Origin of the sequence: Streptomyces sp. NPDC002018 (assembly GCF_042890865.1) — a bacterium.
GTDB lineage: Bacteria > Actinomycetota > Actinomycetes > Streptomycetales > Streptomycetaceae > Streptomyces.
Window position 1 is genome coordinate 102335 of record NZ_JBIASO010000007.1, and the last position, 25017, is coordinate 127351.

Consider the following 25017-nt stretch of genomic DNA (forward strand, 5'->3'; position numbering starts at 1 on the left):
CCACCAGGGCAGGTTGAGGTGATATGTACCGGTAAGTCCTGTCCGGTCGCCCTGGCTGAGCCATTCGAGTGATGTGCTCTCGCAACTGTTGCTGTCATATGCCATGCGGGTGGATAACTACTCGTATCCAAACCGGTGGGCTGCCCATCCTCTCCGGGGGAGCGGCCGCTCATTTTTTCTCGGGACTGCCGCGATGGGCACCCCTGTGGGAGGGGTTTGGATCCGCCAGTCGGTGCCGGTGACGGTGCCGGCTGGCGTGCCGGCGGCCGGCGCCTCCGCCGGCCGCGGCGGCCGCCCCGGATCTCCCCGCCTCCGGCGGGGCCGCGCCGGCCGTCCGCCCCCGCTCACCCCCGCCCGGCCACCGCGTCCGCGGCGCGTCCGGCGTCCGCGCGCGCCCTCACGCCCGGCCCGCTTCCGGCCGCCGGCCCGCCCGGCACTGCACTGCACTGCACTGCACTGCACCGAAGCGGCCCGTGGAAAAGATGTCATCAAGAATGCATTCCGTGTGCGGGGCCGTCTCCGGCCAACTCCCAGGAAAAACGATAAAGTAATCCCCGGCGATTCCGATTGACCTCCTTTCTCATATCGTCACATATTACGTAGCCCCTGTCCGGGCCTTCTCAAGAAATCCCGTCAAGCCTTCCGTGGGTAATTTATTTCTGCTTCACTCTAAAAGAGTGAGAAGTGACCCTGCGGTCGGCATCTCGATGGCGGCGACGGTCTCTCTGTGCCGTGGCCGAACAAGGGGTCTCCCCCGCGCCTCGCCAGGGGCGTGAGTCCAGGAGGCGTCATGAACTCTCAAAAAATCCTGAGGACCGCGGGCTCCGCCCGCCCCGTGCGGTCACGCGGACACCACGCTCCACAGCGGCACTCACCGGGCGGAAGGACACGGCCCTCCCGTGCCCTGTGCGCCCCGCGGTGCCGCGATCCGCTGGGCACCGGCCGTCCGCCCCGGCGAAGAATCCCGCGCCCGGGAGCGCCGCTCCCCGGCCGCCGCGGCGTCCCGGGCCCCTGACGCCGTGCCACCGCACCCGAACCCCGCCCCGGACCGTCCGCGCGGGGCGCGCCCCGGGCCACCCGCGGACGCCCGACAGCACCGGCCGTACCCCAGCCGGCACCGGCCGTATCCCGGACGGCTCCTGCGCGCAGTGCTGAAACCCCGCGCCCTGCCCGTCACCGAAACCCGCCCGGTTCCCGGCGCGCCGGCCCCCTCGGTCCGCGTCCACCGCGGCCACCGCGGCCACCGCGGCCACCGCGGCCACCGCGGCCGACGGGCCGTGCCGCGTCCCGTACGGGAGCGCGCACCTTCCTTCTTCCTTCACGCCACCCGCGTACACCCCAGCACGAGAGGAACAGCCATGCTGCCGACCGCACAGTCGGGGGCACAGGTCGCACTGTCCCCCTTGGAGATCGAGCAGTGGCCGCACACCCTGGCGGCCCGGTACCTGACCCGTGCCTGGCCCAAGGGACGGCCGGCCTCGTTCCGCGTGCCGGCCCTGGAGCGAGCGGTGCCGGTCTGCCGGGACATGACCCGGATGTGGATGGACGCCGGGGGAATAACGGAGGACAACGCCCGGCGCACGGTCCTGCTCGTGGTCTCGGAACTCATGACCAACGCCATCATCCACACGAACAGTTCCACGATCAGCGGCCGCTTACGCAAGGCCGGCGAACGGCTCGTGGTGGAAGTCCGGGACGAGGGAAGGACATCGGCCGTTCCCCGCGCGCGCCGCGCCGACGACACCGAGTACGGCCGGGGCCTGGTACTGGTGATCAAGTCCGTCCAGGCGCTGGGGACACGGCTGGAGACCGACGGCAGCCGTACGGTCTGGGCGTGGATGCCGACACCCCGGTGAGGAACACCGCGACAGCGCGCCGCGGACCGGGCGCCGACCCCGCGAACGGGGAACCCCGGTCCGCGGCCCCCGCACGGACAACCGGCCCCGGCCCCGGCACCACGCCGGCCCCCTCACACCACGGCCCCGTGACACCGCCGCCCCGTGACACCGCCGCCCTGTGAACGCCGGGCAGGCCCGTGACACCGGACAGGCCGGGGGACCAACACGGGCCGCCGGCGGGCGGGCCGGGGGGGCAGGCGCGGGCCGGGGGCGGGGGGTGCGGGCGGGGGTGGGGGCCGGTCGCTGGCAGGGCCGGCCCGTGGGAGGGATCCCGCGGGCCGGCCCTGTTCACACTCCCGGACGGCCGGTGTGACGGCGTGTCGGGGAGGGGCGGTGACGGAGAGAGCGTCAGACGTAGGTGTAACCGCCCGGGACGGTGGCCGTGCCGCTCGTGGTGGTGACCACGACCGGGGCACTGCCCGCGGCGCCGGCCGGGACGAGGCCGAACACCGCCGTTCCCGTGCTCCCCAGCACGGTGGCCGGAACTCCGTTGAAGGTGACCGTGGCACCGGTCAGACCGGTGCCGGTGATCACGAACGGGCTGCCGCCGGCGACCGGTCCCGAGACCGGGTTGATGCCGGTGACCGTGGGCGGAACGGGCGGGGTCACACCCACGTAGGTGTAGGACGCCGGGTTGCTCGTACCGCCGCTGGTGGTGACGGTGACCGGTACGGTGCCCGCGGCGTGCGGCGGGACCAGGACCGTGACGGTGAGCCCCAGCACGTCCTGGGAGACGATGGTCGCCGGCGTGGTGCCGAACAGAACGCCCGTGGCACCGCTGAGACCCAGCCCGAAGAGCTGAACCGTGTTGCCGCCCGCAGCCGGTCCCGAAGGGGGCAGCACCGCCAGGAGCAGCGGGCCGGAGGGGAAGGGCAGCTGGGGGGACGCGGGGCTCTGGTCGGAGTCGAGTCGGGGTGCGGACATGATGGGTCCTCCTGAACAGTGAGGGTGAACGCCGGACCGCTGCGGTCCATACGTGGATGAGCCGGGGCCCGGTGCGTGAGCGCCCGGGACCGCGGACCGTGCCCCAAGCCGGGAGTCCGGGGCGGGATCGGACAGACCGGAAAGACACCACCGCCCGGGAGACAGAAAGGGGCGGTGGCTCACAGTGACGCGCCCCGCTCGGACGGGAGGCGGACCTGACGGAACCGGTGGCCGCCGGCCTCGGCCGCGGCGTGCGCATCACCGGGCGGCTCCGCCAAGGAAAGAGGGGGCCGCTGCGCCGGTCACGCCGGACACGCTCACCGGCCGGTGGCGTGCTCCGGGCAAGCCCACCGCGGTGCGGTGCAGCTCACCAGGCCCTGCCCGTGAGGAGGGCGGATCGGACGGGCACGCTGCCGGGCTTCCCGGAGAGGGACGGGCGGCCCACCGGTTCCACGACTCCAGTAACCGCAATGCGCGACACGACATCAACCCCTTTTGACGGTGAGTCACCCGATTGGCGCAGCGGCACCGGAACACGCCGTACGGGACCGGCCGGCCGGGGCTGTGCGGACGGGGCTGTGCGGACGGGCGGGTCGGCCGGAGTTGTGCGGGCGGGCGGGTCGGTGGCCGGGCGGACGGTGAAGCGGGCGGGGCCCGGGACCGGTTCGGGAAACCGGCCGGGGTGCCCCTGGTCCGCCCCGGCCGGCCTGTACCGGGCATTTCGCAATTCATTAACCATGTTGCGCCATACGGGTGAACCATTGATGATTCCATTGCGGGATTATCCGCCTCTGGATAACTTCATGCATCCATACCGGTGGGCTGCCCTCCTCTCCGGGGGCACGGCAACCGATGTTCCGTCGCAGAGCAGCCCCGTCAGCTCCGGGGCGGCCTGGAACGTTCTGCCGCGGCAAACGCCCCCGGTCGGGAAGCGGTGGCTCGCATCAGCCTCGTCAAGGGGAATCATGCGAGCGTCCTCTCCTCCTCGGTCCTTCATCAAAATCTGTCTTTTCGCATCGGAACTGGCCATGATTCCGGTGATCGGCTGGACCCGGGCCGGGCACTGCGCCCAGACCGTGGTCCAGGCGGTGAAAGCGGCCGCCGGCGCGATACACGCGCCGGCCGCCCGCGGCCGGCCGCACCCACACCCCCCGCCCCGGCCAGGCCTCCGGCACCGTAACCGGCCCCGGCCCCGGCCCTGTTCCTGGCTGTGGCTCTGGTTCCGGCCCTGGTCCTGCTCCTGACCCCGGCACCGGGGCCGGTGCCGGGGCGGGCGGTCCCCGCCGTGCCCGCTCCTGTCGCGCGATGATGTCCCGCGCCGCGCCCGTACACGAATACGCGGCGAACCCTGTGATTCCGTTTCGCTGGCTGGAGAGTGCTGTGTCTCAACGGATCCGTGTGATGCTCACCGAAGGACCGGAGGGAACTCCGGAAAAATGGGACGTGGAGTCACTGAAAAACGAGCCGAGAGTGAGAATTCTCCTCGGCAACCGCTACGAGCATTTCGAGTTCGCGCATTGCTATACGGAGTCGGGCGGCGAGTTCCTGCCCGTCTACCGCTGGTCCTACCGCACGTACATCGCCGAATAGGCCCGCACGCAAGCCGTCGGGCGCAGCGCGGATCATCTTCCCCTCTTCAGCAGGACAGGGCGGGCTCCGCGCGGGCGTGAACCGACTTCCGAGGGGATCGACATGATGACTCTTCTGCCGCACGCAGGCGCGTTGTGAGCGGGTCCGCCGCCCGTCCGGGCGGCCGACGGGCACGGGACGTGGTGGTCACGGGCCTCGGGTTCTGTCTTCCCGGTGACCAGGGCCCCGTCTTCACCGCGGACGACCTGTGGAACGTGGCGTCCCGGGGTGCTTCCTGTCTCATGAAGGACGACGTCTACTACGGGTCGGTGGGCCTGTCCGAGGAGATGTTCGACGAGCGTCTGCCCGGCCTCCCCCCGTTCTTCGCCCGTCACTACACCTCGGCGCACCGGTTCGGCCTGGTCTCCCTGGCACAGGCGTGCGCGGACGCCGGGCTCGATCCCCGCTCGGGGGACCTCACCGACGCGGCGGTCCTGGTCGGGCGCGGCGGGGTGGACGCGAACATCGACAGCTATCTCGCCGTGCTGCGGGCCGATCCCGACGCCATCCCCGCCGCGGACGCGATGGAACTGTTCGTCGCGGCGGAACAGGCCGTCACCCCCTCCGACGTCGCCCTGGTCCAGGGAGCGCTGACCGGCTCGAAGGGCCCCAACTTCACGGTGTCGTGCGGCTGCGCGTCCTCCGCCGTGCAGATCGGCAACGCCCGGCGCATGATCGCCGACGGGGAGATCGACCTCGCGGTCGTGACCGGTGTCGACGTCTTCAGCGTCACACTGATCCGCAACATCCAGCGTCTTCTGCAGGGCGCGCAGAACACCTACGACGCGATCCGGTCGGACGACATGCCCGCCCTCCTGCCGTCCTTCGACTCCCTCATGCGCCCCTACGACCGGCGTGCCGACTGCATCAACCACGGAGAGGGATCGGTGACCGTCGTCATGGAGAGCCGGGAACACGCCGCACGGCGCGACGCCCGCCTCTACGGCCAGGTCCTCGCCCAGGCCACCACCCGCGACGGCCTGGCCAACCCCCTGGCGTGCGAGGAGAGCGGCAGCGAGCTGGTGGCCGCCGTCCGCCGGTGTCTGGGCGAGCGCTGGAACATCGGCCAGGTGCCCTACATCCACGGCGGCAGTGACGGCAATGTGGTGGTCACCGCCTTCGAGGCGAACGCGGTCAGGGAACTGTACGGGCCGGCCGCACGTGACCTGCTGATGTCGTCCCAGGAAGGCTGCTTCGGCCACAACGGTGCTCCCGCGGGCTGTCTGGGCGTGGCCCTCACCCTGCTCATGATGCAGCGCGGCGAGGTGTGTCCCACCGCGAACTGCGAACAGCCGGCGGACAATCTCACCTTCGACCCCGTTCCCGGCGTGCGGACCCGCTCCCTCGACTTCGACCTCGCGCTGAGCTTCAACTACCAGGTCGGCGGGGTGAAGAGCGCGATCCTCCTGGGAAGCCCCGACGTCTGAGCCCCCACCCCACCCGGCCCACCCGGCCCCGCCCGGCCTGCCCGGCCCGGTCAGCCCAACCCGCCCGTCCCGCCCGGCCCTTCCCGTCCAGCCCAGCCAGCCCACCCCGTCCGGCCCGTCCGTTCCGGCGGCCCCCGGCCCCGAGCCGTCCGGCCGCTTCCGCGGCCCCCGCCCTGTCCGCCCCGCCCTGTCCGCCGCCCGCCCCGGCGGCCCCCGCCCCAAGCCGTCCCGCCCCGGCGGCCCCCGCCCCGTCCCGCACCCGCCCCGTCGCACCCGGTCCGGTCCACCCCGTCACCCGGTCCGCCGGTCCGTCCCGCACCCGGTCCGGTCCACCCCGTCACCCGGTCCGCCGGTCCGTCCCGCACCCGGTCCGGTCCACCCGGTCACCCGGTCCACCCAGTCCACCCGGTCCGCCCGGTCACCCAGTCCACTCGGTCCACTCGGTCCGCCCTGTTTCTGTCCGGTCCGGCTGTTCCGGGGGGCCTGGTCCGCCGTACGGGCCGGGCGGCGGCACAACACCAGCCCCCTGCCCGGGGCCCCCGAGCAGGCCGCCCCGCGAAACCGCCCGCCCGTACCCGGCACCCCCGCTCCGTACCACCACCCCCCGTCCCCGTCCCCGTCTCCCGCTCCACGTCCCGTACCCCGTCTCCCGTACCCCGTGTCCCGTGCTCCGTGTTCCTCGTTTCGTGCTCCTACCGCATCCATGCGTGCCCCTATTCCGTATTCCGTCGAGAGGGAGAACTCCCGTGGGCCGACACAGGCATTCCTCCGGAACAGCGATGGCATCAGTGGCCGTGATCGGCATGGGCTGCCGGCTTCCCGGCGACGCCGACTCCCCGGCAGCCCTGTGGCGGCTGCTGGCGGAGGGACGCGACGCGGTGGGAGCACCCCCACCGGGACGCGAGAGCCCGCCCGCCCCCGGGGACCGCGCCCCGCACCCCGGCCGGCCCGCCCCGCCCGAGCTGGGCGGATACCTCAGCGACGTGTCACAGTTCGACGCGGACTTCTTCGGCGTCTCCGGCCGCGAGGCGGACGTCCTGGACCCCCAGCACCGGCTGCTGCTGGAAGTGGCCTGGGAAGCACTGGAACACGCCGGACTGCCCCCCGGCCGGCTGGCCGGCTCACAGACAGGAGTCTTCACCGGCCTCAGCTACAACGACTACATGGACCAGCTCGCCGGCCGGCCCCAGGAACTGGAAGGCTCCATCCTGACCAACGGCCACTGCGTCGCCCCCGGCCGTATCTCCTACCTGCTGGGACTGCACGGCCCCAGCATCGCCCTCGACACCGCCTGCTCGTCCTCCCTCGTCGCGTTCCACCTCGCCTGCCAGGCACTGCTCCAGAAAGAATGCGACCTCGCCCTCGCCGGCGGTGTCACCCTCATGCTCCGGCCCCGCACCACCCTGTCCTTCGCCAGAATGGGCATGCTCTCCCCGACCGGCCGCTGCCACACCTTCGACGCCGCCGCCGACGGCTTCGTCCGCGGCGAGGGCTGCGGCGTCGTCGTCCTCAAACGCATGGCCGACGCCGTACGGGACGCGGACCGCATCCTCGCCGTCGTCCGCGGCTCCGCCGTCAACCAGGACGGCCACTCCGACGGCCTGGCCGCCCCCTCCCCCAGCGCCCAGCGCGCCCTGTTCCGCCAGACACTCCAGCGCGCCGGCGCCGACCCCCGGGACGTGGGAATGATCGAGGCCCACGGAACGGGCACCCCCCTCGGCGACCCCATCGAATTCGCCAGCCTGGCCCACGTCTACGGAAAAGGCCACGGCCGGTGCGCACTCGGCTCACTCAAAACCAACCTCGGCCACCTCGAACCCGCCGCCGGAATCACCGGACTGATCAAAACCGTCCTGTGCCTCCAGCACGGACTCATCCCCCCCAACCTCCACTTCACCCGCTGGAACCCCGCCATCACCCCCGACAACACCCGCCTGTTCGTCCCCACCGAACTGACCCGCTGGCCCGTACGGGACACACCGAGACTCGCCGCGGTCTCCTCCTTCGGATTCGCCGGCACCAACGCCCACGTACTCCTCGAACAACCCCCCGCGACCACCCGCCGCACCACCACCACCGCCGCCGCCACCGTGCCGCGGCCACGGCGCACCCCGCCCCCCGCACCCGAAGTCATCCTGGTCCCCGCCGGATCCACCGCCGTACTGCCCCACGCCGCACAACGCCTGGCCCACTGGATGGAAAACGACGGCGCGGACGTACCCCTGCGCGACATCGCCCACACCCTCGCCCTGCGCCGCACCCCGGGACGAGGACGCCTCGCCGTCGTGACCCGCTCACGGCGCGACACCCTCACCGCGCTGCGCTCCTTCGCCGCCGGCCGCACCCACCCGGCCACCACCGCCTCAGCAGCGGACATCACCGCCGCCCGCCGCCCCGTCTGGGTATTCTCCGGACAAGGCTCCCAATGGCCCGGCATGGGACGCGGACTCCTGGACCACGACGCCGCCTTCACCACCGCCCTGACCGAAACCGACGCCCTCATCCGCGCCGAATCCGCACTCCCCGTCCTGGACCTCGTACGCTCCGGCGAACCGGTCACCGGCTGCGCCGCCGTACAGCCCGTCCTGTTCGCCCTGCAGATCGCCCTGGCCGCCACCTGGCGCGCCCACGGAGTCCAGCCCGCCGGCGTCATCGGCCACTCCATGGGAGAAGCCGCCGCCGCCGTCGTGGCCGGAGCACTCTCCCTCCACGACGGCGTCCGCGTCATCTGCCGCCGCTCCGCGCTCCTGACCCGCATCGCCGGCACCGGCGCCATGGCCAGCGTGAGCCTGGACCGGGCCACCGTGGAAGCCGACCTCGCCACCGCCGGCACCACAACAGTCTCCGTAGCGGTCCTGGCCGCCCCCCACTCCACCGTCGTCGCCGGCGACACCACAGAAATCGCACACCTCATCACCGCCTGGGAAGCCCGCGGTATCCCCGCCCTGCCCATCGCCGTCGACGTCGCCTCCCACAGCCCCCAGGTAGACCCCCTGCTCGACGAACTCCACACCGCCCTCGCCGGCCTGACACCCCGCACCCCCGACATCCCCTTCTACTCCACCGTCCTGGAAAACCCCGGCGAAACCCCAGCCTTCGACGCCGCCTACTGGTGCGCCAACCTCCGCAACCCCGTCCGCTTCCACCCCGCCGTCACCGCAGCCGCCGCCGACCGCAACCTCGTCTACATCGAAATCTCCCCCCACCCCGTCATCACCCACGCCCTCACCCACACCCTCACCCCACCCACCACCACGACAGAACCAGCAGGACCGGCACGACCGGCAGGTACGGCGCGTCCGGCAGGACTGGCGGGACCGGCGGGTGCAGCAGGCACGGCAGGACCGGTGGCGGGTACGGCGGGTAAGCCGGGCTCGACAAGTCAGGGCGGACCGGACGGACCAGCAAGCTCGACACGACCGGACGGACCGACAGGCTCGACAGGTACGGCGCGTCCGGGCGGACCGGCAGGACCCGGCGGACCGGCGGGACCAACTGGTTCGACGGGACCGGCGAGTACGGCGAGTACGGCGAGTACGGGCGGACCGGCAGGACCAGCGGGTACGGCGCGTCCGGGCGGACCAGCAGGACCATCGGGTTCGACGGGTTCAACGGGTTCAACGGGACGGGCAGAACCGGCGGGTCCAGGCGGACCGGCGGGTTCGACGGGACCGCGCGGACCGGTGGAATCAGCAGGACCTGGCGGACCGACAGGTTCAACGGGACCGGCAGGACTGGCAGGAGCGGCGGGACCGGCGGGACCGGGTCAACCGGCAGGCTCAACAGGCTCTACAGGTTCGACGGGACCGGCGGGACCCGGCGGCCCCACAGGCTCTACAGGTTCGACGGGGCCCGCAGGACTGGCGGGACCTGGCGGACCGGCAGGCTCTACAGGTTCGACGCGACCTGCGGGTACGGCACGTCCGGACGGACCGGCAGGTTCGGCGGGACCGGCAGGTTCGACGCGACCTGCGGGACCGGGCGGACCGACAGGTTCGGCGGGGCCGGGGGGGCCGGTGGTTCTGCCCACCCTGCGCCGTGACGAGGACGAGCCCACCACCTTCCGCACCCAGCTCGCCGCCCTGCACTGCGCCGGAGTGGACATCGACTGGTCACCCCTGTACGCACACGACAGCCTCGCCGACGTCCCCACCATCACCTACGACCGCAAACACCACTGGGCCGACACCACCCCGCCCCCCACCCCGGAAGAACACACCACCACAGCCGCACTCCCCGGCCGGCACCTCGAAGTACCCGGCAACCCCGTACGCCACCACTGGCGCGCCGACACCGGCACCACCGCACTGCCCTGGCTCGCCGACCACCGCGTCCACAACACACCCGTACTGCCCGCCGCCGCCTCCTACGCCCTCGCGCTGACCACCGCCTGCCACGCCTTCGACGCCACCCCCACCGAAATCGAAGTCACCGACATCTCCCTGAAGGAAATGCTCCGCCTCGCCGACCACACCGACCTCAACACCACCCTCACCATGACCGCCCCCGACCGGGCCACCTGCGAAATCTTCGGACGCGACAACAACGGACAATGGCAGGCCCACGCCACCGCCCAACTACGCCGCCTCCCCACACCCCCCCGCACCCGCGCCGCCTCCATCACCGCCCTCACCCGCAAACACCCCCTCCCCATCGACCCCGTCGCCCTCTACGGAAACCTCCGCGCCCGCGGACTCCAACACGGCCCCGCCTTCGCCGGAATCACCGAACTACGCACCACCCGCACCCACGACAGTTTCTGGGCCCGCCTCACCATCCCCCCACCCGCACGAACCCCCCACACCCTCCACATCCACCCCGTCCTCGTCGACCTCTGCCTGCAACTCCTGGTCGCCGGACCCGCCGAAGAAACCGGCCACGGACTCATCCTCCCCCTCCACATCGGTCACGCACGCATCCAAGGCGACCCCGCCAGCGCCCTCTACGCCCACGCACGCATCACCACCACCACCCCCGACAGCGCCACCGGACACATCCGCCTCCTCGACGAAAACGGCAAACCCGTCCTCGCCCTCGACGACGTACGCTTCGCCCGCCACACCCCACCCACCACCCACGACACCACCGACCAGTGGTTCCACGAAATCACCTGGCACCCCACCCCCCACCCCCCACCCCGCACCACCCCGCCCGGCAACTGGCTCATCATCAGCGAAGAAAACAACGACGCCACCACACTCGCCGCCCTCCTCGACCAAACCGGCGCCCACACCGAAACCTGGAACCCCCCACCCACCGAACACCTCGGACAACTCAACAACACCCTCACCGAACACCTCGCCACCACCCCCCACCCCCCACACGCCATCATCATGCTCTGCCCCACCACCAACCCCACCACCACCAACGGCAACGACCCCACCACCAGCGGCAACGGCCCCAACACCAGCAGCGACGGCCCCCGCACCGGCGGCGATCCCACCACCAGCGACAGCCCCACCACCAGCGACGTCAGCGCCAGAAACCGTCCCAGGACCAGCAACGGTCACAAGACCGGCAACGGTCACAAAGCCAGCAGCAGCCCAGGCACCGGCCACAACCCCAGCACCGACAACGACCCCACCACCGGCCACACCCCCAGCACCGACGACGGCCCCCGCACCGGCGACGGCCCCACGACCAGCGACAACCCCATTACCAGTAAGGCTCCCAGCTCCAGTAACCGTCCCCGCACCGGCAACGGTCACAAGGCCAGCGGCAGTCACAAGGCCAGCAGCAGCCCAGGCACCGGCGACAACCCCAGCGCCGACGACGGACCCAGGACCAGCGACCATCACGGCGCCGAGAACGACCCCCGGACCGACGACACCCACACCACCAGCAGCCCTTCAGGGACCGGCGACACCCCCACCAGCGGCAACGCTTCCAAGACCGACGGCACCCCCACCAGCGGCAGCGCTTCAGAGGCTGGCGGCACCCACACCACCGGCAGCGCTTCCGGGACGGGCGGCGACACTCACGCCGACGGCGGTCCCAGCGCCGAGGACAACCCCGCCACCGGCCACACCCCCAGCACCGGCACCGGCACCGGGGCCGGCGGCGCCCCCGCCACCGGCAGCGCTTCCAGGGCCGGCGGCGCTGTCGCCCAGGACGATCTCACCACGGGCGCCCTGCGGCGGACCCGGCGCCTCCTCGGCATCGCCCAGGCAATCGCCCACAGCACCCACCCCCCACGCCTGTACATCGTCACCCGCAACGCCCGCGCCGTCACCCCCGGCGAGACCACGGACCTCGGACAGAGCGCCCTGCGCGGCGTGGTACGCGTCCTGGCCCTCGAACACCCCTCCATGCGCCCCACCCTCATCGACACCGACCACACCGGCGACCACCCCCCGCACCACCTCACCGCAGAACTCCTCGCCGACACCGACGAAGACGAAATCGCCCTGCGCGGCACCACCCGCCACGTCGCCCGCCTCGTCCGCGCCCCCCTCACCCCCGCCGAACACAACGCCGCCACCACCCGCACCGTCCACTACGGAACCGACGGATTCCGCCTGCGCACACGACACCCCGGCAACCTCGACAGCCTCGAACTGACCACAACCCCACGCCGCACCCCAGGACCCGGCGAAGTCGAACTACGCATCCAGGCCGCCGGCCTCAACTTCCGCGACGTCCTCACCGCCATGGGCCTCCTGCCCGGCGAAGACGACATCCGCTACCGCATCGGCTTCGAATGCGCCGGAGTGATCACCCGCACCGGCCCCGGCGTCGACCACCTCAAACCCGGCGACCCCGTCCTCGCCATCCACCTCCAAGGCGGCACCTTCGCCTCCTTCACCACCCTCCCCGCCACCGCCGTCGCCCCCATCCCCAACCACCTCGACCCCACCACCGCCGCCGGACTGCCCACCGCCTACCTCACCGCCTGGTACGCCCTCCACCACGTCGCCCGCCTCACCCCCGGCGAACGCATCCTCATCCACTCCGCCACCGGCGCCACCGGCACCGCCGCCATCGCCGTCGCCCGCCACCTCGGCGCCGACATCCTCGCCACCGCCGGCACCGAAGAAAAACGACGCCACCTACGCGCCGCCGGCATCAAACACGTCATGGACTCCCGCACCCTCGACTTCACCCAGCAAACCCTCACCGCCACCAAAGGCACCGGCGTCGACGTCGTCCTCAACTCCCTCGCCGGCCCCGCCATCCGCGCCGGACTCCAAACCCTCCGCCCCTTCGGCCGCTTCATCGAACTCGGCGTCCGCGACATCCTCGCCGACACCCCCCTCGGACTCGCCCCCCTCCGCCACAACATCACCCTCAGCACCATCGACCTCATCGAACTCCAGCACACCCGCCCCGACCTCTTCACCACCGCCCTCCACGAAGTCCTCACCCACATCACCCAAAACCATCTCAAACCACTCCACACCACCCCCTACCCCCTCACCCAAGCCACCCACGCCTTCCGCCTCATGGCCCGCGCCGGCCACACCGGAAAACTCGTCCTCACCCTCCCCGACCAAGGAAAAACCACCGCCGTCCTCCCCGACGGACCCCCCACCGTCCACACCGACGGCGCCTACATCATCACCGGCGGCCTCCGCGGACTCGGCCTCGCCACCGCACACTGGCTCGCCGCCCAAGGAGCCCGCCACATCATCCTCAACGGCCGCACACCCCCCACCCTCACCGCCGCACGCGCCATCAAAAAACTCGCCACCAAACAAACAAAAATCACCGTCATCCTCGACGACATCACCAAACCCGCCACCGCCCAACGCCTCGTCACCACCGCCACCCAGAACAGAACACCCCTACGCGGCATCACACACAGCGCCATGACCCTCGAAGACGCCACCCTCACCAACATCAACGACCCACAACTCAACCACGTATGGGCCCCCAAAGTCACCGGCGCCTGGAACCTCCACCACGCCACCACCCACCACAACCCCGACTGGTTCCTCCTCTACTCCTCCATCACCTCACTCCTCGGCAACCCCGGACAAGCCACCTACGCCGCAGCCAACTCCTGGCTCGACGCCTTCGCCCACTGGCGCACCCACCAAGGCCACCCCACCCTCACCATCAACTGGGGCCCCTGGGGCGAAACAGGCACCGCAACCCACTACACCGACCGCGGCTACCACACCATCCCCACCACCAAAGGACTCCACACCCTCCACACCCTCCTCACCCACCAACGCACCCAAACCGCCGTCATCCCCGGACCACCCCACACCTGGATCCCCCCCACCACCCACCCCACCCCCCTCTACACCACCCTCACCCCACCCACCCCACCCACCACAGACACACCCACACCCACACCCACACCCACAGACAGCACACCCACCACAGACAGCACAAGCAGCAACACACGCAGTACAGGCACCAACAGCGCGAACAGCACCAGCACAAACACAGACACCAGCACAGACACAGGCACCAGCCCCGGCGGCACCGGCACCGGCACCGGCACCGGCAGCGGCACCGCAGACAGCACAACCAGCACCTACAACACCACCACCAGCAGCCCGGAACCCGACCTCCGAACCCGCCTCACCCACCTCACCCCCACCGACCAACACACCACCCTCGAAAACTACCTCACCAACCACATCCACCACACCCTCCGCCTCTCCACCACCACCCTCGACCCCCAAACCCCCCTCAAACAACTCGGATTCGACTCCCTCCTCACCACCGAACTCCGCATCCGCCTCGAAACCGACCTCCACATCACCCTCCCCGCCAACTACATCTACCAACACCCCACCCTCACCGCCCTCGCCCACGCCCTCACCACCCACATCAACCAACCACCCACCACCCCACCCACCACCTAACAACACACCAACACACCAACACACCAACACACAACATCTGCAATGGTTATCGATACGGGCTACAACTCGGGCGACAGGGTGGCAGAGCCATCCCCGGAAAGGCGCACGCCGAAGAACAGAAGACTGAACCAGAGCACGTCCTCGACGTTGTGTATGAGAGTCGGCGCCAGCCCCATAAGGAGGTGCGGCGCATCGGGGGCCCTGGACCACGGCGGCCCGCAGGACGAGTGCTGTGTCCAGACCGGGTGTCATGGTCAGAAGCGCGGCAACGGCAGCGAACGCCCCGATCCCGACAGTACGCTCACTCTTCTTCCTCTTACGGACAAAGAATCACCGCAGGGTGTCGGTGTTTTCTCTCGCGCCGTCACCACGACACCACGTCACCCGTCACCGCATCACGGCGGGGCGGTGGGGCGGCACGCGCGCGGGCCCGGGGCCGGGGCCCGGGGGCCCGGGGGCTTTCCACAAGGTCCGGGACGACCTCACAGGTCCAGGACGACGCCGTCCGTGTCCTTCGCCGGCACCGAGCAGCAGATCAGGACGTTGCCCTCGGCCGGCGGCTCCACCGGATCCGGGGAGTAGGCGACCGCCCCGGAGAGCATGGCCAGCTCGCAGGTGTGGCAGACGCCCGTACGGCAGGACCACCGGACGGGCACGTCACATGCCTCGGCCAGCTCCAGCAGGCTCGCCCGGTCCGGTTGCCAGCGCACGGTCAGGCCGCTGCGGGCGAAGACCACCTCGGGGCCGGCGCCCGGTTCTCCCGCGGGCTGGTGCGGGGTCCGGGCAGCCGCCGGGGCGCTGATGCCGGGAGTGATGCCCGCCCCCGCCCCGAACAGTTCGGTGTGCACCCGCGACGGATCCAGACCCGCCTCGGTCAGGGCGGCGGTGAGGTCGTCCATGAATCCCTGAGGCCCGCACACATACGCGTCCGTGTCGGAAGGCAGCCCGAGACCGGCGACACGCGCGGGGGTGAACCGGCCCTCGTCGGTGTAGTCGACGCCCTGCCGGTCGCCCTCGCCGGGCCGGCTGTAGAAGATCCGGCACACGCCACGCGGCAGTGCCGCCAGCAGTTCCCGGCTCTCCACGGCGAACGGGTGCTCGGCACCGTTGCGCGCGCCGTGCAGCCACCAGACCTCTCGGGCGGAACCGGACCGCGCCAAGGCATGCAGCATGGCGAGCACCGGGGTGGCCCCCACACCCACGGAGATCAACGCCACCGGGCCCGCGCCCGCCACCAGCCGGAAGGTGCCACGCGGCGCCGCCACCTGGAGTTCGCCGCCGACGGCCGCATGAGCATGGAGATACGCGCTCGCCACGCCGTGAGGCTCCCGCTTGACGCTGATCCGGTAGACGCCCGTCCCAGGTTCACCGGACAGGGAGTAGCTGCGTACGAGTGGCGCCGCATCCGGAGTGGGCCGGAGCTTCGCCGTGACGAACTGTCCCGGCAGCGCGGCCGGCAGCGGCGCCCCGTCCGGGGCGGCCAGCGTCAGGGACAGCACGCTGCTGCTCTCCAGCCGGACGCCCGTGACGGTCAGCGGCCGGAAACCCTGCCACGCGGGTGGCGGAGCGGCGGCACCGGTCAGGCCCGCGTTCCCGCTCGCCGGGGCGGAGCCGCTCCCGTCGCCCTCCTGGTCGAGCAGCGCACGCATCGACGCCTGCCAGCCCGGACTGAGCGCGGGGATTTTCAGCGCCCGCTCGACCCGCTCGCGGCTGTGCCCCGGCAGATAGAGCAGGCCGTCCATCTCCCGTACGGACATCGCTTCCGGACCGGAGGCGACCTTGACGACCTCCTGACCTGCCTGTACCTCGCCTTCCTCGATCACCCGGAAGTAGAAGCCGGGACGCCGGTGCGCCACGAGCAGCGCCGCCATCCGAGGCTCCCCGAGCCGCAGGCCGACCCGGTAACAGGTCACCCGCGGCTGGGTGACCTCGAACACCGCGCCGCCGATCCGGTAGCGGTCGCCGACGCAGACCTCGTCGTCGGACAGGCCGTCCACGGTGAAGTTCTCACCGAAGTGCCCCGGCCGCAGGTCGTCGCGGCCCAGCTCCCGCGCCCAGTAGCGGTACGAGTCGAGCTGGTACACCAGCACCGCGCGCATCTCGCCACCGTGCCCGGCGAGGTCGCCTTGGCCGTCCCCGTCGATATTCAGCCGCCGCACCATACGGGCACCCGTCACGGGCCGCTTCCACACCCCGGTACGGACCGTGCGGCCGTGCCACGATACGTCCGCCGGCAACCCCACGTTCACCGATACCAGCGTGGCCATGATCCACCTCGTCCGTCATCCGCTCCCGGTCATATCCCCCAGCTTTCCGCCGCGGCGCGAAGTCGGCACCCGCAGTCCTGTCCCGAAGCCCTGAACGACGGGATGCCGCTCCATGCCATGGGTCCGGCGTCCTCCGCACCAGGCCCCCTCGGCGCGTCGGCGTCCTCGGCGCGCCGGCGTCCTCAACCCGCTCGGTGCCGTTCACCGGTGCTCGTGGAAGAACTCGGTGAGGTCGTGTGCGAGGAGTTCCGGCTCTTCGTGAGCGGCGAAGTGTCCGCCGCGGGGCATGAGGGTGTACCTCGTGATGTTGTAGGTGCGCTCGGCCCAGCTACGGGGCGGCCGGGTGAGGTCGGCCGGGAAGAGGGCGAGGGCTGTGGGCACGTTCACCCGCTCAACCCGTCTCGTCAGGCCCCGGCCGTATTCGTAGTAGGGCCGGAACGATGTCGAGAGGGTGTGGGTGAACCAGTAGAGCGACGCCTGCGTCAGCAGGAAGTCGTCGCTGAACCGGGAAGAGAGGTTGCCCTCGCAGTCGCTCCACGCACGGTACTTCTCGACGATCCAGGCGAGCAGCCCGGTCGGCGAGTCGGCCAGCCCATAACTCAGGGTGACGGGGCGGGTGCTCTGTTCCTGCAGATACCCGCCCTCTTCCGCGGACCACGCCACGACGGAATCGAGGTACTCCTGCTCCTGCGGGGTGACACGGGAGGCGTCGTAGGAGACCGGGCCCGCGACGGCCAGCAGGTGGATGCCCACCAGGGCGTCGGGGTGGGCTTCGCCGAGCCGGGAGGTGATACCGGCGCCCAGGTCGCTCCCGTGTGCGGCGTAGCGTTCGAAGCCGAGTTCGTCGTGCATGAGCCGATGCCAGATCTCGTGCGTCTGCGGCGGCTCCGTGAGCGAGGGCCGCTGCGGTGAGAAGGCGAATCCGGGCAGCGAGGGGACGATGACGGTGAACGCGTCGGCGGCGTCGCCCCCGTACCGCGACGGCGTCGCCAGCCGACGGGCGAGGACGGTCAGTTCGAGGAAGGTGCTGGGCCACCCGTTGGTCAGGACGATCGGCAGGGCGCCGGGATGTTCGCCCTCGAAGCGGAGGTAGTGGACGGGTGTTCCGTCGATGTCCGCGACATGGGACGGGAGTGCGTTGATGGCGGCTTCATGAGCACGCCAGTCGTAGCCGGAGGCCCAGTGGGCGACGAGGCGCCGCAGTTCGCCGGGGTCGGTGCCGGCATCCCATCCGCTGGTGGGCCAGGGGGTCGGCCACCGTGTGTGGAGCAGTCGTGAGCGCAGCTCGTCCAGCTCGGCGTCGGAGACGGCGATCATGGGGGTGTGGGGGGTCACAGGGATCTCCTCGGTGCCGTTCACGGGTTCCGGTCCCGGATCCGTTGTCGGGGTCTCCGTTGCCAGGCTCCGCTGTTGGGGCCCGGTTCCAGGTTCCGGTCTCGGGTCCGTTCTCGCCGTTCTCATGCTGACCGGAAAGCGGCGTCGAGCAGGCCGACCTCACTCTGAACGGGCCTGCCGGTGCCGGTTCGTCTCCCCCGCGCGCAGCGCCCCCGCCGTCGACGTTGCCCCCGTCGCCGTCAACGTTGTCGGCGCCATCAACGTCGCCGTCGCCGCCGCCGTCGGACGTTCATGTGATGTCCAGAACGGCTTTGCCGTGCAGGCGGCGTTCCACCAGCGCACTCACCGCTTCGCCGGCCTTGTCCCAGCCGTCGCGCCAGGAGATCTGCGGGTCGAGGACTCCGGCCGCGACCTGCTGCGCCAGCCAGGTGAGGTCCATGGCCAGGTCGGGGCAGTCCGCCAGGAAGAAGGTGACGATGGAGCGGTTGTGCCTGCCGCCGTCCCCGTTGAAGGCGCCCGGCGGGAATGACTCGGGCCGCCCTGCCACGTGGCCGACAGAGACCAGAGTGCCGTGCGCCGCCAGCTTCCCGAAGGCCTCGACAAGCTGCGGACCGCCCACGACGTCGACAACGCCGTGCACGGGCGCCGTGATCCGGTCCGGCCCGGCGAGCACCTCGTGCGCCCCCAGTGCGCGTAGTCCGTCACCCTGCGTCTGCGGGTCCGAGACGGACGCGAGCACATAGGCGCCGCCGAGGCGGGCCAGTTGCACGGCATAGCGCCCCACGCCGCCGGTCGCTCCGGTGACCAGGACGCGTTTGCCCAGCAGCGGCCCGATCCGGTGCAGCGCGCGCAGGGCGCTGCCCGCCGCGACGGGAATGGTGCTGATCGCGCCGGGGTCGGCGCCCGGAGGGACGATGCCTAGCGCGGCCGTGTCGGCCGCCCGCAGCTCCGCCCAGGCACCCGCCGCCCCCAGGCTGACGACGGGGGTTCCCACGCCGGGTCCGCTGCCGTCCGCCGCCGCGCGTTCCACCACTCCGGCGGCGTCCCAGCCCGGCACGGCGCCGTCGGGCGCCTGCGAGAGCGCGTATCTGACCTCGCCGGAGTTCAGCGAGGCGGCGGTGACCCGAATCAGCGCCTGATGCGGAGCGGGTTCGGGATCGGGGGCCTCACCGAGACGGAGGCCGGAGGCTTCGGAGTGGTCGATCAGCAGAGCACGCATGAGGTCAGGCCTTTCCGGAGGGAGGCGACAACCCAGTTATGCCACCGAGTGGCATAAAGATGCAAGTGACATTTGCCCCCGCGCTACACTCTCTTCATGACGTTCTCCACCGCCGACGGCACGGTCACTCCGCCAGGGGTTTCACTGCGGGAGCGCAAGAAGCACCGGACGCGTCAGCTCCTGATCGACACTGCTCTCGACCAGTTCACGCGGCGTGGATTCGACAGCGTGACCCTGGACGAGCTCTGCGACCGGGTCGAGGTGTCCAAGCGCACGTTCTTCCGGAACTTCGCCAGCAAGGAAGACGTCGCGATGACGCCGTTCCAGGACTTCTGGGAGACGTTCCTTGAGGAGTTGGCGGCCGACGCGCCCGTGGGCCAGCCCGTTCTGGAACTGATGCGGGACGCCGTACTGACGGCACTGGAACGCCTCGGCGACGAGGAGTGGGCCCGCCGCATTCTGCTCAGCTACCGGCTGACCGAGCGGAACCCGGCGGTGAACGCGCACAGCCTCCACTTTTGCGAACGCACCACAGGGGCCGCGATGGAGATCCTGGACCGACGGCTCGCCGCGGACGGCCCGGACGATCCTCGACCCCGACTTGCCGTGGACATGATGATCGCCGCGTTCCGCTACGCCCTCGCCGGCTGGGAAGCCGGCACACCCACCCAGGACGGACGGTTCACGCCGGGGAGTCCGGACCCCGAGGCTCTCGCCACCCGTTTCCGCGAGGCCGTCGCGGCTCTCCCCGGCAGCCTCACACTCCTCACCCTCGCCGACGACGGGGCTTCCGCGTAGCCGGTCAGGTCTCTTCCCACGCGCCACCTCGCCGCACAGCCCCGCAGCCCCGCAGCCCCCTGGGAGACTCTCGGGAGCACGACCTGTACTGCTGGATGGCCTAGCATCCCTGCCGTCGCCGCGCGGTCCCGCCATGCGAACCAGGGACGAGATGGTTGCGGGCACCGGTGCTCATCGTGGTTTGTGAAGGCAACGAACGATCAAGCGGTGGCCGCAGCACAGCGCAGACCCGGCCCGGTGGCAGGATGCATTGGCCTGATGACCCGGATCGCAGGTCGTTTCGCGACCACCGGCTCAGTTGGTCCGGCTGGCGACGCCGACACCAGGCCCGATCCCCTAGGGGCCTCTCGTTCGGATCGTGCTGGGCTCGCGTGCCTTGGTCCCGCGCCTCGCGGCGTTGACGGCGGAGGAGGGAGCCGACGCTCCGCGTGGGCTCCCTCCTCCGCCTTGCGATCCACGGCACCGGACCCCGCTCCCTCATCCAGCCTGATCCAAACGAAAGACCCTAGCCGGTCGCTATCAGCGGCAAGCCACTGAAGCATGCAGATCTCGATCTGCAGCCGGAGCACCAATGCATTACGTACACGGATTTCACCAAGGCTGCTTTATCAGCGAGTTGGGTGACTCAAGATCGTTTCGTGGTACGTCTTCCCGCGGCTCATTCCGAGCAATCTGGCGATGGGCCGCAGCGTGAGAGCGGTGGCGATCGAGTCGCCGATGTGAGGTGACAAAGCCTCGCCGAGCAGCAGCATATTAGCCGTTCGTGGCAGCACGACACGTCGCTTCCCACGCCGGACCGCAGCCACCACGGCTCGCGCGACATCTTCCGATGACAGCGGAGTCATATGTCGGAACGGGGGAGGCATCTCATCTTCCTCCGCCTCCCTCAACAGGTCGGTGGCGGTGAGCGCTGGATGGATCACCGAGACCCGGATATTTCCGCCGACCACCTCCTGGCGAAGACTGTCCGAGAATGCGGAGACCGCGTGCATCACGATCGCATAGGATCCGAATCGGGAAAAAGCTTTGCGCCCCATTACGGACGACATATTGACGATCGCGCCCGACCCCTGTTGCCGAAATGCCGGGAGTACGCGTTGCGTTACGTTAATCATCCCGAAAAGACTCGCCTGCAGTGTTTGACGGACGTCGTCTTCGAACCCCGCCGATTCAATAGCGCCCACCTTCCCGATCCCTGCGTTGTTCACCAGCACGTCGATTCTTCCGAATCGGTGCATCGCAGCGTCTACCAGGGCTGCCACAGCACCATGGGAGGTCACGTCGGTCGGCACCGACAGCACTTCTGAACCCAGATCGCGAACCTCTTCCTCCACCTGGGCGAGTCGGTCGACCGAGCGAGCAGCGAGAACCAGCTGTGCTCCTTCTCGGGCAAACGCGAGCGCGACAGCTCTGCCAATCCCTCGCGAGGCGCCCGTGACCAATACCACTTTGTTCGCGAACAAAGCTTTCATAGCCTTCTCCCTCCTCCTGATGTATATGCAACATGTGCCTATTGTGATGCGTTTGAGTCAACGTCTGTCCACCTAGGCACCTGGCGCATACCCCATACCGTTCGCAATACTCTGCACCGCGTTCACGCCCGTCACCCCAAGAAGCTCCGCGGCCTTCCGCTGGGCCTGCCGCCATTCGGGCATCACGGACTCGATTTTGGCCTGGCCGACACGGGTAAGCGCAACCTCCCGCATTCCTTTCGCATCAGACGACAAGACCTCTATCCAACCGTGGGTCAATAGCAGATTCAAATTCCGACTGACCGTGGACCTCTCCAGTTGCAGCACCTCACCGAGCTTTGATGGCGCGCACGGACCGACCTTGCCCAGAGCGGCCAAAAGGTTGACCTGGGCAATGGTCACACCATGACCATCGAGGGCACCGTCGTAGAGGCTCGTGAGAGCCCGACCGATCAGCCGGACGCGCACCGCCAGGCAGTCGCCAACAATCTCGTCTATGGAAGAGGTACTCACACCTACAGCGTTGTATATGCATCATGGTGATGTCAACCCCCGCTCAGGCGGGCGGAACAGCACCCGGCGCGGTGAGGCCCTCGCCGCCCTCGGCATCTCGGAACGCGACCTCACCCGCGCCGCTCCCGACGGCGGGAAACGGCTTCTGCCCCGCCGTGCGCGTCGAAGCCTGGAACGAGGAACCACCCGGCGAAGACACACCGTGGGACGTGGAAGACACACCGTGGGACGTGATCGAAGACGCGGATATCGTGACCGGTTCCGGTGTCCTGGGCGTGCGTACCTGGGACGGGGGACCTGTCGGGGACGCGCTTGGCCTGCCGCCCGGCCCCTGTCACGTACGCGTCCACTGTCGCGCCCGGGCCGAGGCGGCCGCCCTGACCGGGCAGGAGCTCTACAACGACGGCGTGGAGGAGGCTCGGAGGAATGGCTGCTCCAGATCCGGCCCTCCGCCGCCCGGCCCCGCGCCTGACCGGGGCCTTGGCGAGGGCTTCGCCGAGAGCGCGGCGCGGCGGAGGCCCGGCGGGCTTTCTCAGGCCTTCATCGCGGCGATGATCTTGACGGTCAGGCGCTCGACATAGCCGTCGTCCACCGGGGTCCTGATCACGGCCAGTCGCCAGTACGCCGGGCTGACCAGGAAGTCCAGGCCGAGTTCGATGTCGGTGTCGGCGGGCAGTTCCCCGCGCTCGATCGCCCGGTGGAGGACGAGGGCGGCATTCTCACGCCGGGGGGTGCGGATACCTGAGAGCAGGGCATCGGCCAGCTCTTCGTTCCGCGCGGTCTCGGCCAGCAGGTCGGGAGCGATACGGGAGACCAGCGGATGGCTCAGAGCGGTCATGGTCTCGCGGATGAACTGGGCGATGTCCGCGTGCAGGCTTCCCATGTCGGGGGCGCGCACGGCCTTGAGGGCGGCCTGCGAGGCGAGCTCGACGGTCATGGCCTGCTTCGAGGGCCAGCGGCGGTAGACGGCGGCCTTGCCGGCGCCGGCCCGTCGTGCGACGGCCTCTATCGACAGCTTGCCGTATCCGACGGAGGCGAGCTCTTCGAAGAAGGCGGTTTCCAGGGCACGTGTCACGTCCTGCTGGAGGACGGGTCCCCCCGGAGGCCGTTTCCCGGCAGGTGCAGGTCTGCTGGTCATGCCTCCGACCGTACACGAGACGGAACGGTTGCGTCTCGCATACCCCCGGAGTACCGTCGGGCTCAGGCGAGGCGGAACGGGTCCGTCTCGTGTAGCACTCGGATAGCAAGGGGATGTGTCCGGTGAAGTTCCTTTTCGACAACGAGTCCTTCTCGTTCGAGACGCTGCGCACGGCGGGGTTCGCCAACTACGGCGGCGCCGACCTCGGCGAGATCATCGCCACCGCGCGGAACATCACGGAGGGCGACGAGGAAAGCTGGCACCGGTCCTGGAAGGCGACGGCCGAACGGGTCCGGGGCATCGGAGAGCGGGCGCTGGCAGACGGCCACCGTGTGAGCGCACGGGAAGCGTTGCTCCGGGCGTCGAACTACTACCGTACGGCCGAGTTCTTCCTGCGCGAGAACCCCGCCGCCGACCCTGAGGTGACCCTGCTGTCCACCCGTTCACGGGACGCCTTCGCCACCGCGGCCGGGCTGTTCGACATGCCGGTGGAAGCGGTGGACATTCCCTATGAGGACACCACCCTGCCCGGCTACCTCTATCTGGTCGACGGATCCGGCACGCCGCGCCCGACCGTCGTGTACACCAGCGGCTACGACTCGACTCTGGAGGAGTCCTACTTCGCCGTCGGGGCCGCCGCGCTGCGCCGTGGCTACCACGTGCTGGCCTTCGACGGGCCGGGGCAGGGCGCCGTGCTGCGGGAGCAGAAGCTGGTCTTCCGCCCCGACTGGGAGGCGGTGACCACTCCGGTCGTCGACTACGCCGTGAGCCGTCCCGAGATCGCCGGCGACGGGATCGTCCTGTTCGGCTACAGCCTGGGCGGCTATCTGGTCGCCCGCAGCGCGGCGTTCGAGCACCGCGTCGCCGCGCTCATCCTCGACGACGGCGTCCATGACTTCCACGCCGCCTTCGACCGGATGCTCCCGCCCGCGCTGGAGCGGTGGATCGACGAGGAGCGCGACGACGTCGCGGTTCCGGTGCTGACGATGCTGTCCGGCACCGGCACCGGCACCCAGGTGCGCTGGGCGCTGCGCAACGGCGTCTGGGCGATGGGGGCCGCGTCCTTCGCCGACCTGGTCCGCAAGACCAGGGCGTACACCCTCGACGGCATCGCCGACCGGATCACCGCCCCCACACTGATCATGGACGCCGAGAACGACCAGTTCCTCAAGGGCCAGCCGCACCTGGTCGAGAAGGCCCTCACCAACGCCTCCGCCACCCTTGTCACCCTGACCGAGGCCGAGGGGGCCGACGAGCACTGCCATATGGGCGCGATGGGCCGGGCACACCAGGTCATGTTCGACTGGCTGGACTCCACCCTCGCGGCCACCGCCTGACCGCCGGCGAGCCGGGCCGAGCCCGCCGGCGCGGACGGGGCGGCCGGGCCCGGTCGCATGCGCCGGGGGCCGGCGGGGGCCAGGCCGGGCCCCGCATCCGCCGGCCGGGTTCCGAGCGAGCGGACCGGATTGCGAGCGAGCAGGCCGGGTTGCGAGCGGTGCTGCCGCGGTCACCGCGGTAACCGCTCCGGACGGGGTGAGGACAGCGGCAGGAGCGACGGCTGGGGCAGGACGGGACGGG

Annotated in this window: 13 protein-coding genes; 6 read left to right on the forward strand and 7 right to left on the reverse strand. The window is 70.4% G+C overall.

Annotated elements, in window-relative coordinates; all coding sequences use genetic code 11:
• Window positions 1-1358 precede the first annotated feature (1358 nt).
• A complete protein-coding gene (locus ACFYYH_RS13545) occupies window positions 1359-1856 on the forward strand; it encodes an ATP-binding protein (RefSeq protein WP_388549864.1) in 498 nt (165 codons plus the stop codon).
• 390 nt (window positions 1857-2246) lie between these two features.
• Here the strand turns inward: ACFYYH_RS13545 and ACFYYH_RS13550 are convergent, their stop codons facing one another.
• Entirely contained in the window at window positions 2247-2822 is a 576-nt protein-coding gene (locus tag ACFYYH_RS13550; protein ID WP_388549867.1) for an IPT/TIG domain-containing protein, read from the reverse strand.
• Window positions 2823-4130: 1308 nt separating this feature from the next.
• On the opposite strand from ACFYYH_RS13550, the gene ACFYYH_RS13555 reads away from it, so the two are divergent.
• The 3 genes from ACFYYH_RS13555 (at window position 4131) to ACFYYH_RS13565 (ending at window position 14697) form a co-directional block, all read left to right on the forward strand.
• Window positions 4131-4412 (forward strand): DUF5988 family protein, encoded by a 282-nt coding sequence (locus tag ACFYYH_RS13555; RefSeq protein ID WP_388550446.1) that lies wholly within the window; start codon window positions 4131-4133, stop codon window positions 4410-4412.
• A gap of 134 nt (window positions 4413-4546) precedes the next feature.
• Window positions 4547-5878, forward strand: a complete 1332-nt coding sequence (locus ACFYYH_RS13560; protein WP_388549869.1) for a beta-ketoacyl synthase N-terminal-like domain-containing protein — start codon at window positions 4547-4549, stop codon at window positions 5876-5878.
• Between the two features lie 779 nt (window positions 5879-6657).
• Window positions 6658-14697, forward strand: coding sequence for an SDR family NAD(P)-dependent oxidoreductase (locus ACFYYH_RS13565; RefSeq protein WP_388549872.1), 8040 nt, complete (start codon window positions 6658-6660; stop codon window positions 14695-14697).
• 482 nt (window positions 14698-15179) lie between these two features.
• Here the strand turns inward: ACFYYH_RS13565 and ACFYYH_RS13570 are convergent, their stop codons facing one another.
• From ACFYYH_RS13570 to ACFYYH_RS13580, 3 genes are all read right to left on the reverse strand, one after another.
• Complete coding sequence (locus tag ACFYYH_RS13570) at window positions 15180-16964, reverse strand: MOSC domain-containing protein (protein ID WP_388549875.1); 1785 nt, start codon at window positions 16962-16964, stop codon at window positions 15180-15182.
• Between the two features lie 201 nt (window positions 16965-17165).
• The gene (locus ACFYYH_RS13575; protein ID WP_388549877.1) at window positions 17166-18299 is read right to left on the reverse strand and encodes an epoxide hydrolase family protein; all 1134 of its coding nucleotides are present in this window, start codon (window positions 18297-18299) and stop codon (window positions 17166-17168) included.
• Between the two features lie 289 nt (window positions 18300-18588).
• The gene (locus ACFYYH_RS13580; protein WP_388549880.1) at window positions 18589-19518 is read right to left on the reverse strand and encodes a zinc-binding dehydrogenase; all 930 of its coding nucleotides are present in this window, start codon (window positions 19516-19518) and stop codon (window positions 18589-18591) included.
• A gap of 96 nt (window positions 19519-19614) precedes the next feature.
• On the opposite strand from ACFYYH_RS13580, the gene ACFYYH_RS13585 reads away from it, so the two are divergent.
• Window positions 19615-20316, forward strand: a complete 702-nt coding sequence (locus ACFYYH_RS13585; protein WP_388549882.1) for a TetR/AcrR family transcriptional regulator — start codon at window positions 19615-19617, stop codon at window positions 20314-20316.
• A gap of 608 nt (window positions 20317-20924) precedes the next feature.
• Here the strand turns inward: ACFYYH_RS13585 and ACFYYH_RS13590 are convergent.
• From ACFYYH_RS13590 to ACFYYH_RS13600, 3 genes are all read right to left on the reverse strand, one after another.
• The gene (locus ACFYYH_RS13590) at window positions 20925-21788 is read right to left on the reverse strand and encodes an SDR family NAD(P)-dependent oxidoreductase (protein WP_388549885.1); all 864 of its coding nucleotides are present in this window, start codon (window positions 21786-21788) and stop codon (window positions 20925-20927) included.
• A 72-nt stretch (window positions 21789-21860) separates the two neighbouring features.
• Complete coding sequence (locus ACFYYH_RS13595; protein ID WP_388549888.1) at window positions 21861-22301, reverse strand: MarR family winged helix-turn-helix transcriptional regulator; 441 nt, start codon at window positions 22299-22301, stop codon at window positions 21861-21863.
• Between the two features lie 532 nt (window positions 22302-22833).
• Complete coding sequence (locus ACFYYH_RS13600; protein WP_388549891.1) at window positions 22834-23439, reverse strand: TetR-like C-terminal domain-containing protein; 606 nt, start codon at window positions 23437-23439, stop codon at window positions 22834-22836.
• Window positions 23440-23561: 122 nt separating this feature from the next.
• On the opposite strand from ACFYYH_RS13600, the gene ACFYYH_RS13605 reads away from it, so the two are divergent.
• Window positions 23562-24776, forward strand: a complete 1215-nt coding sequence (locus ACFYYH_RS13605; RefSeq protein ID WP_388549894.1) for an alpha/beta hydrolase family protein — start codon at window positions 23562-23564, stop codon at window positions 24774-24776.
• Window positions 24777-25017: the final 241 nt, after the last annotated feature.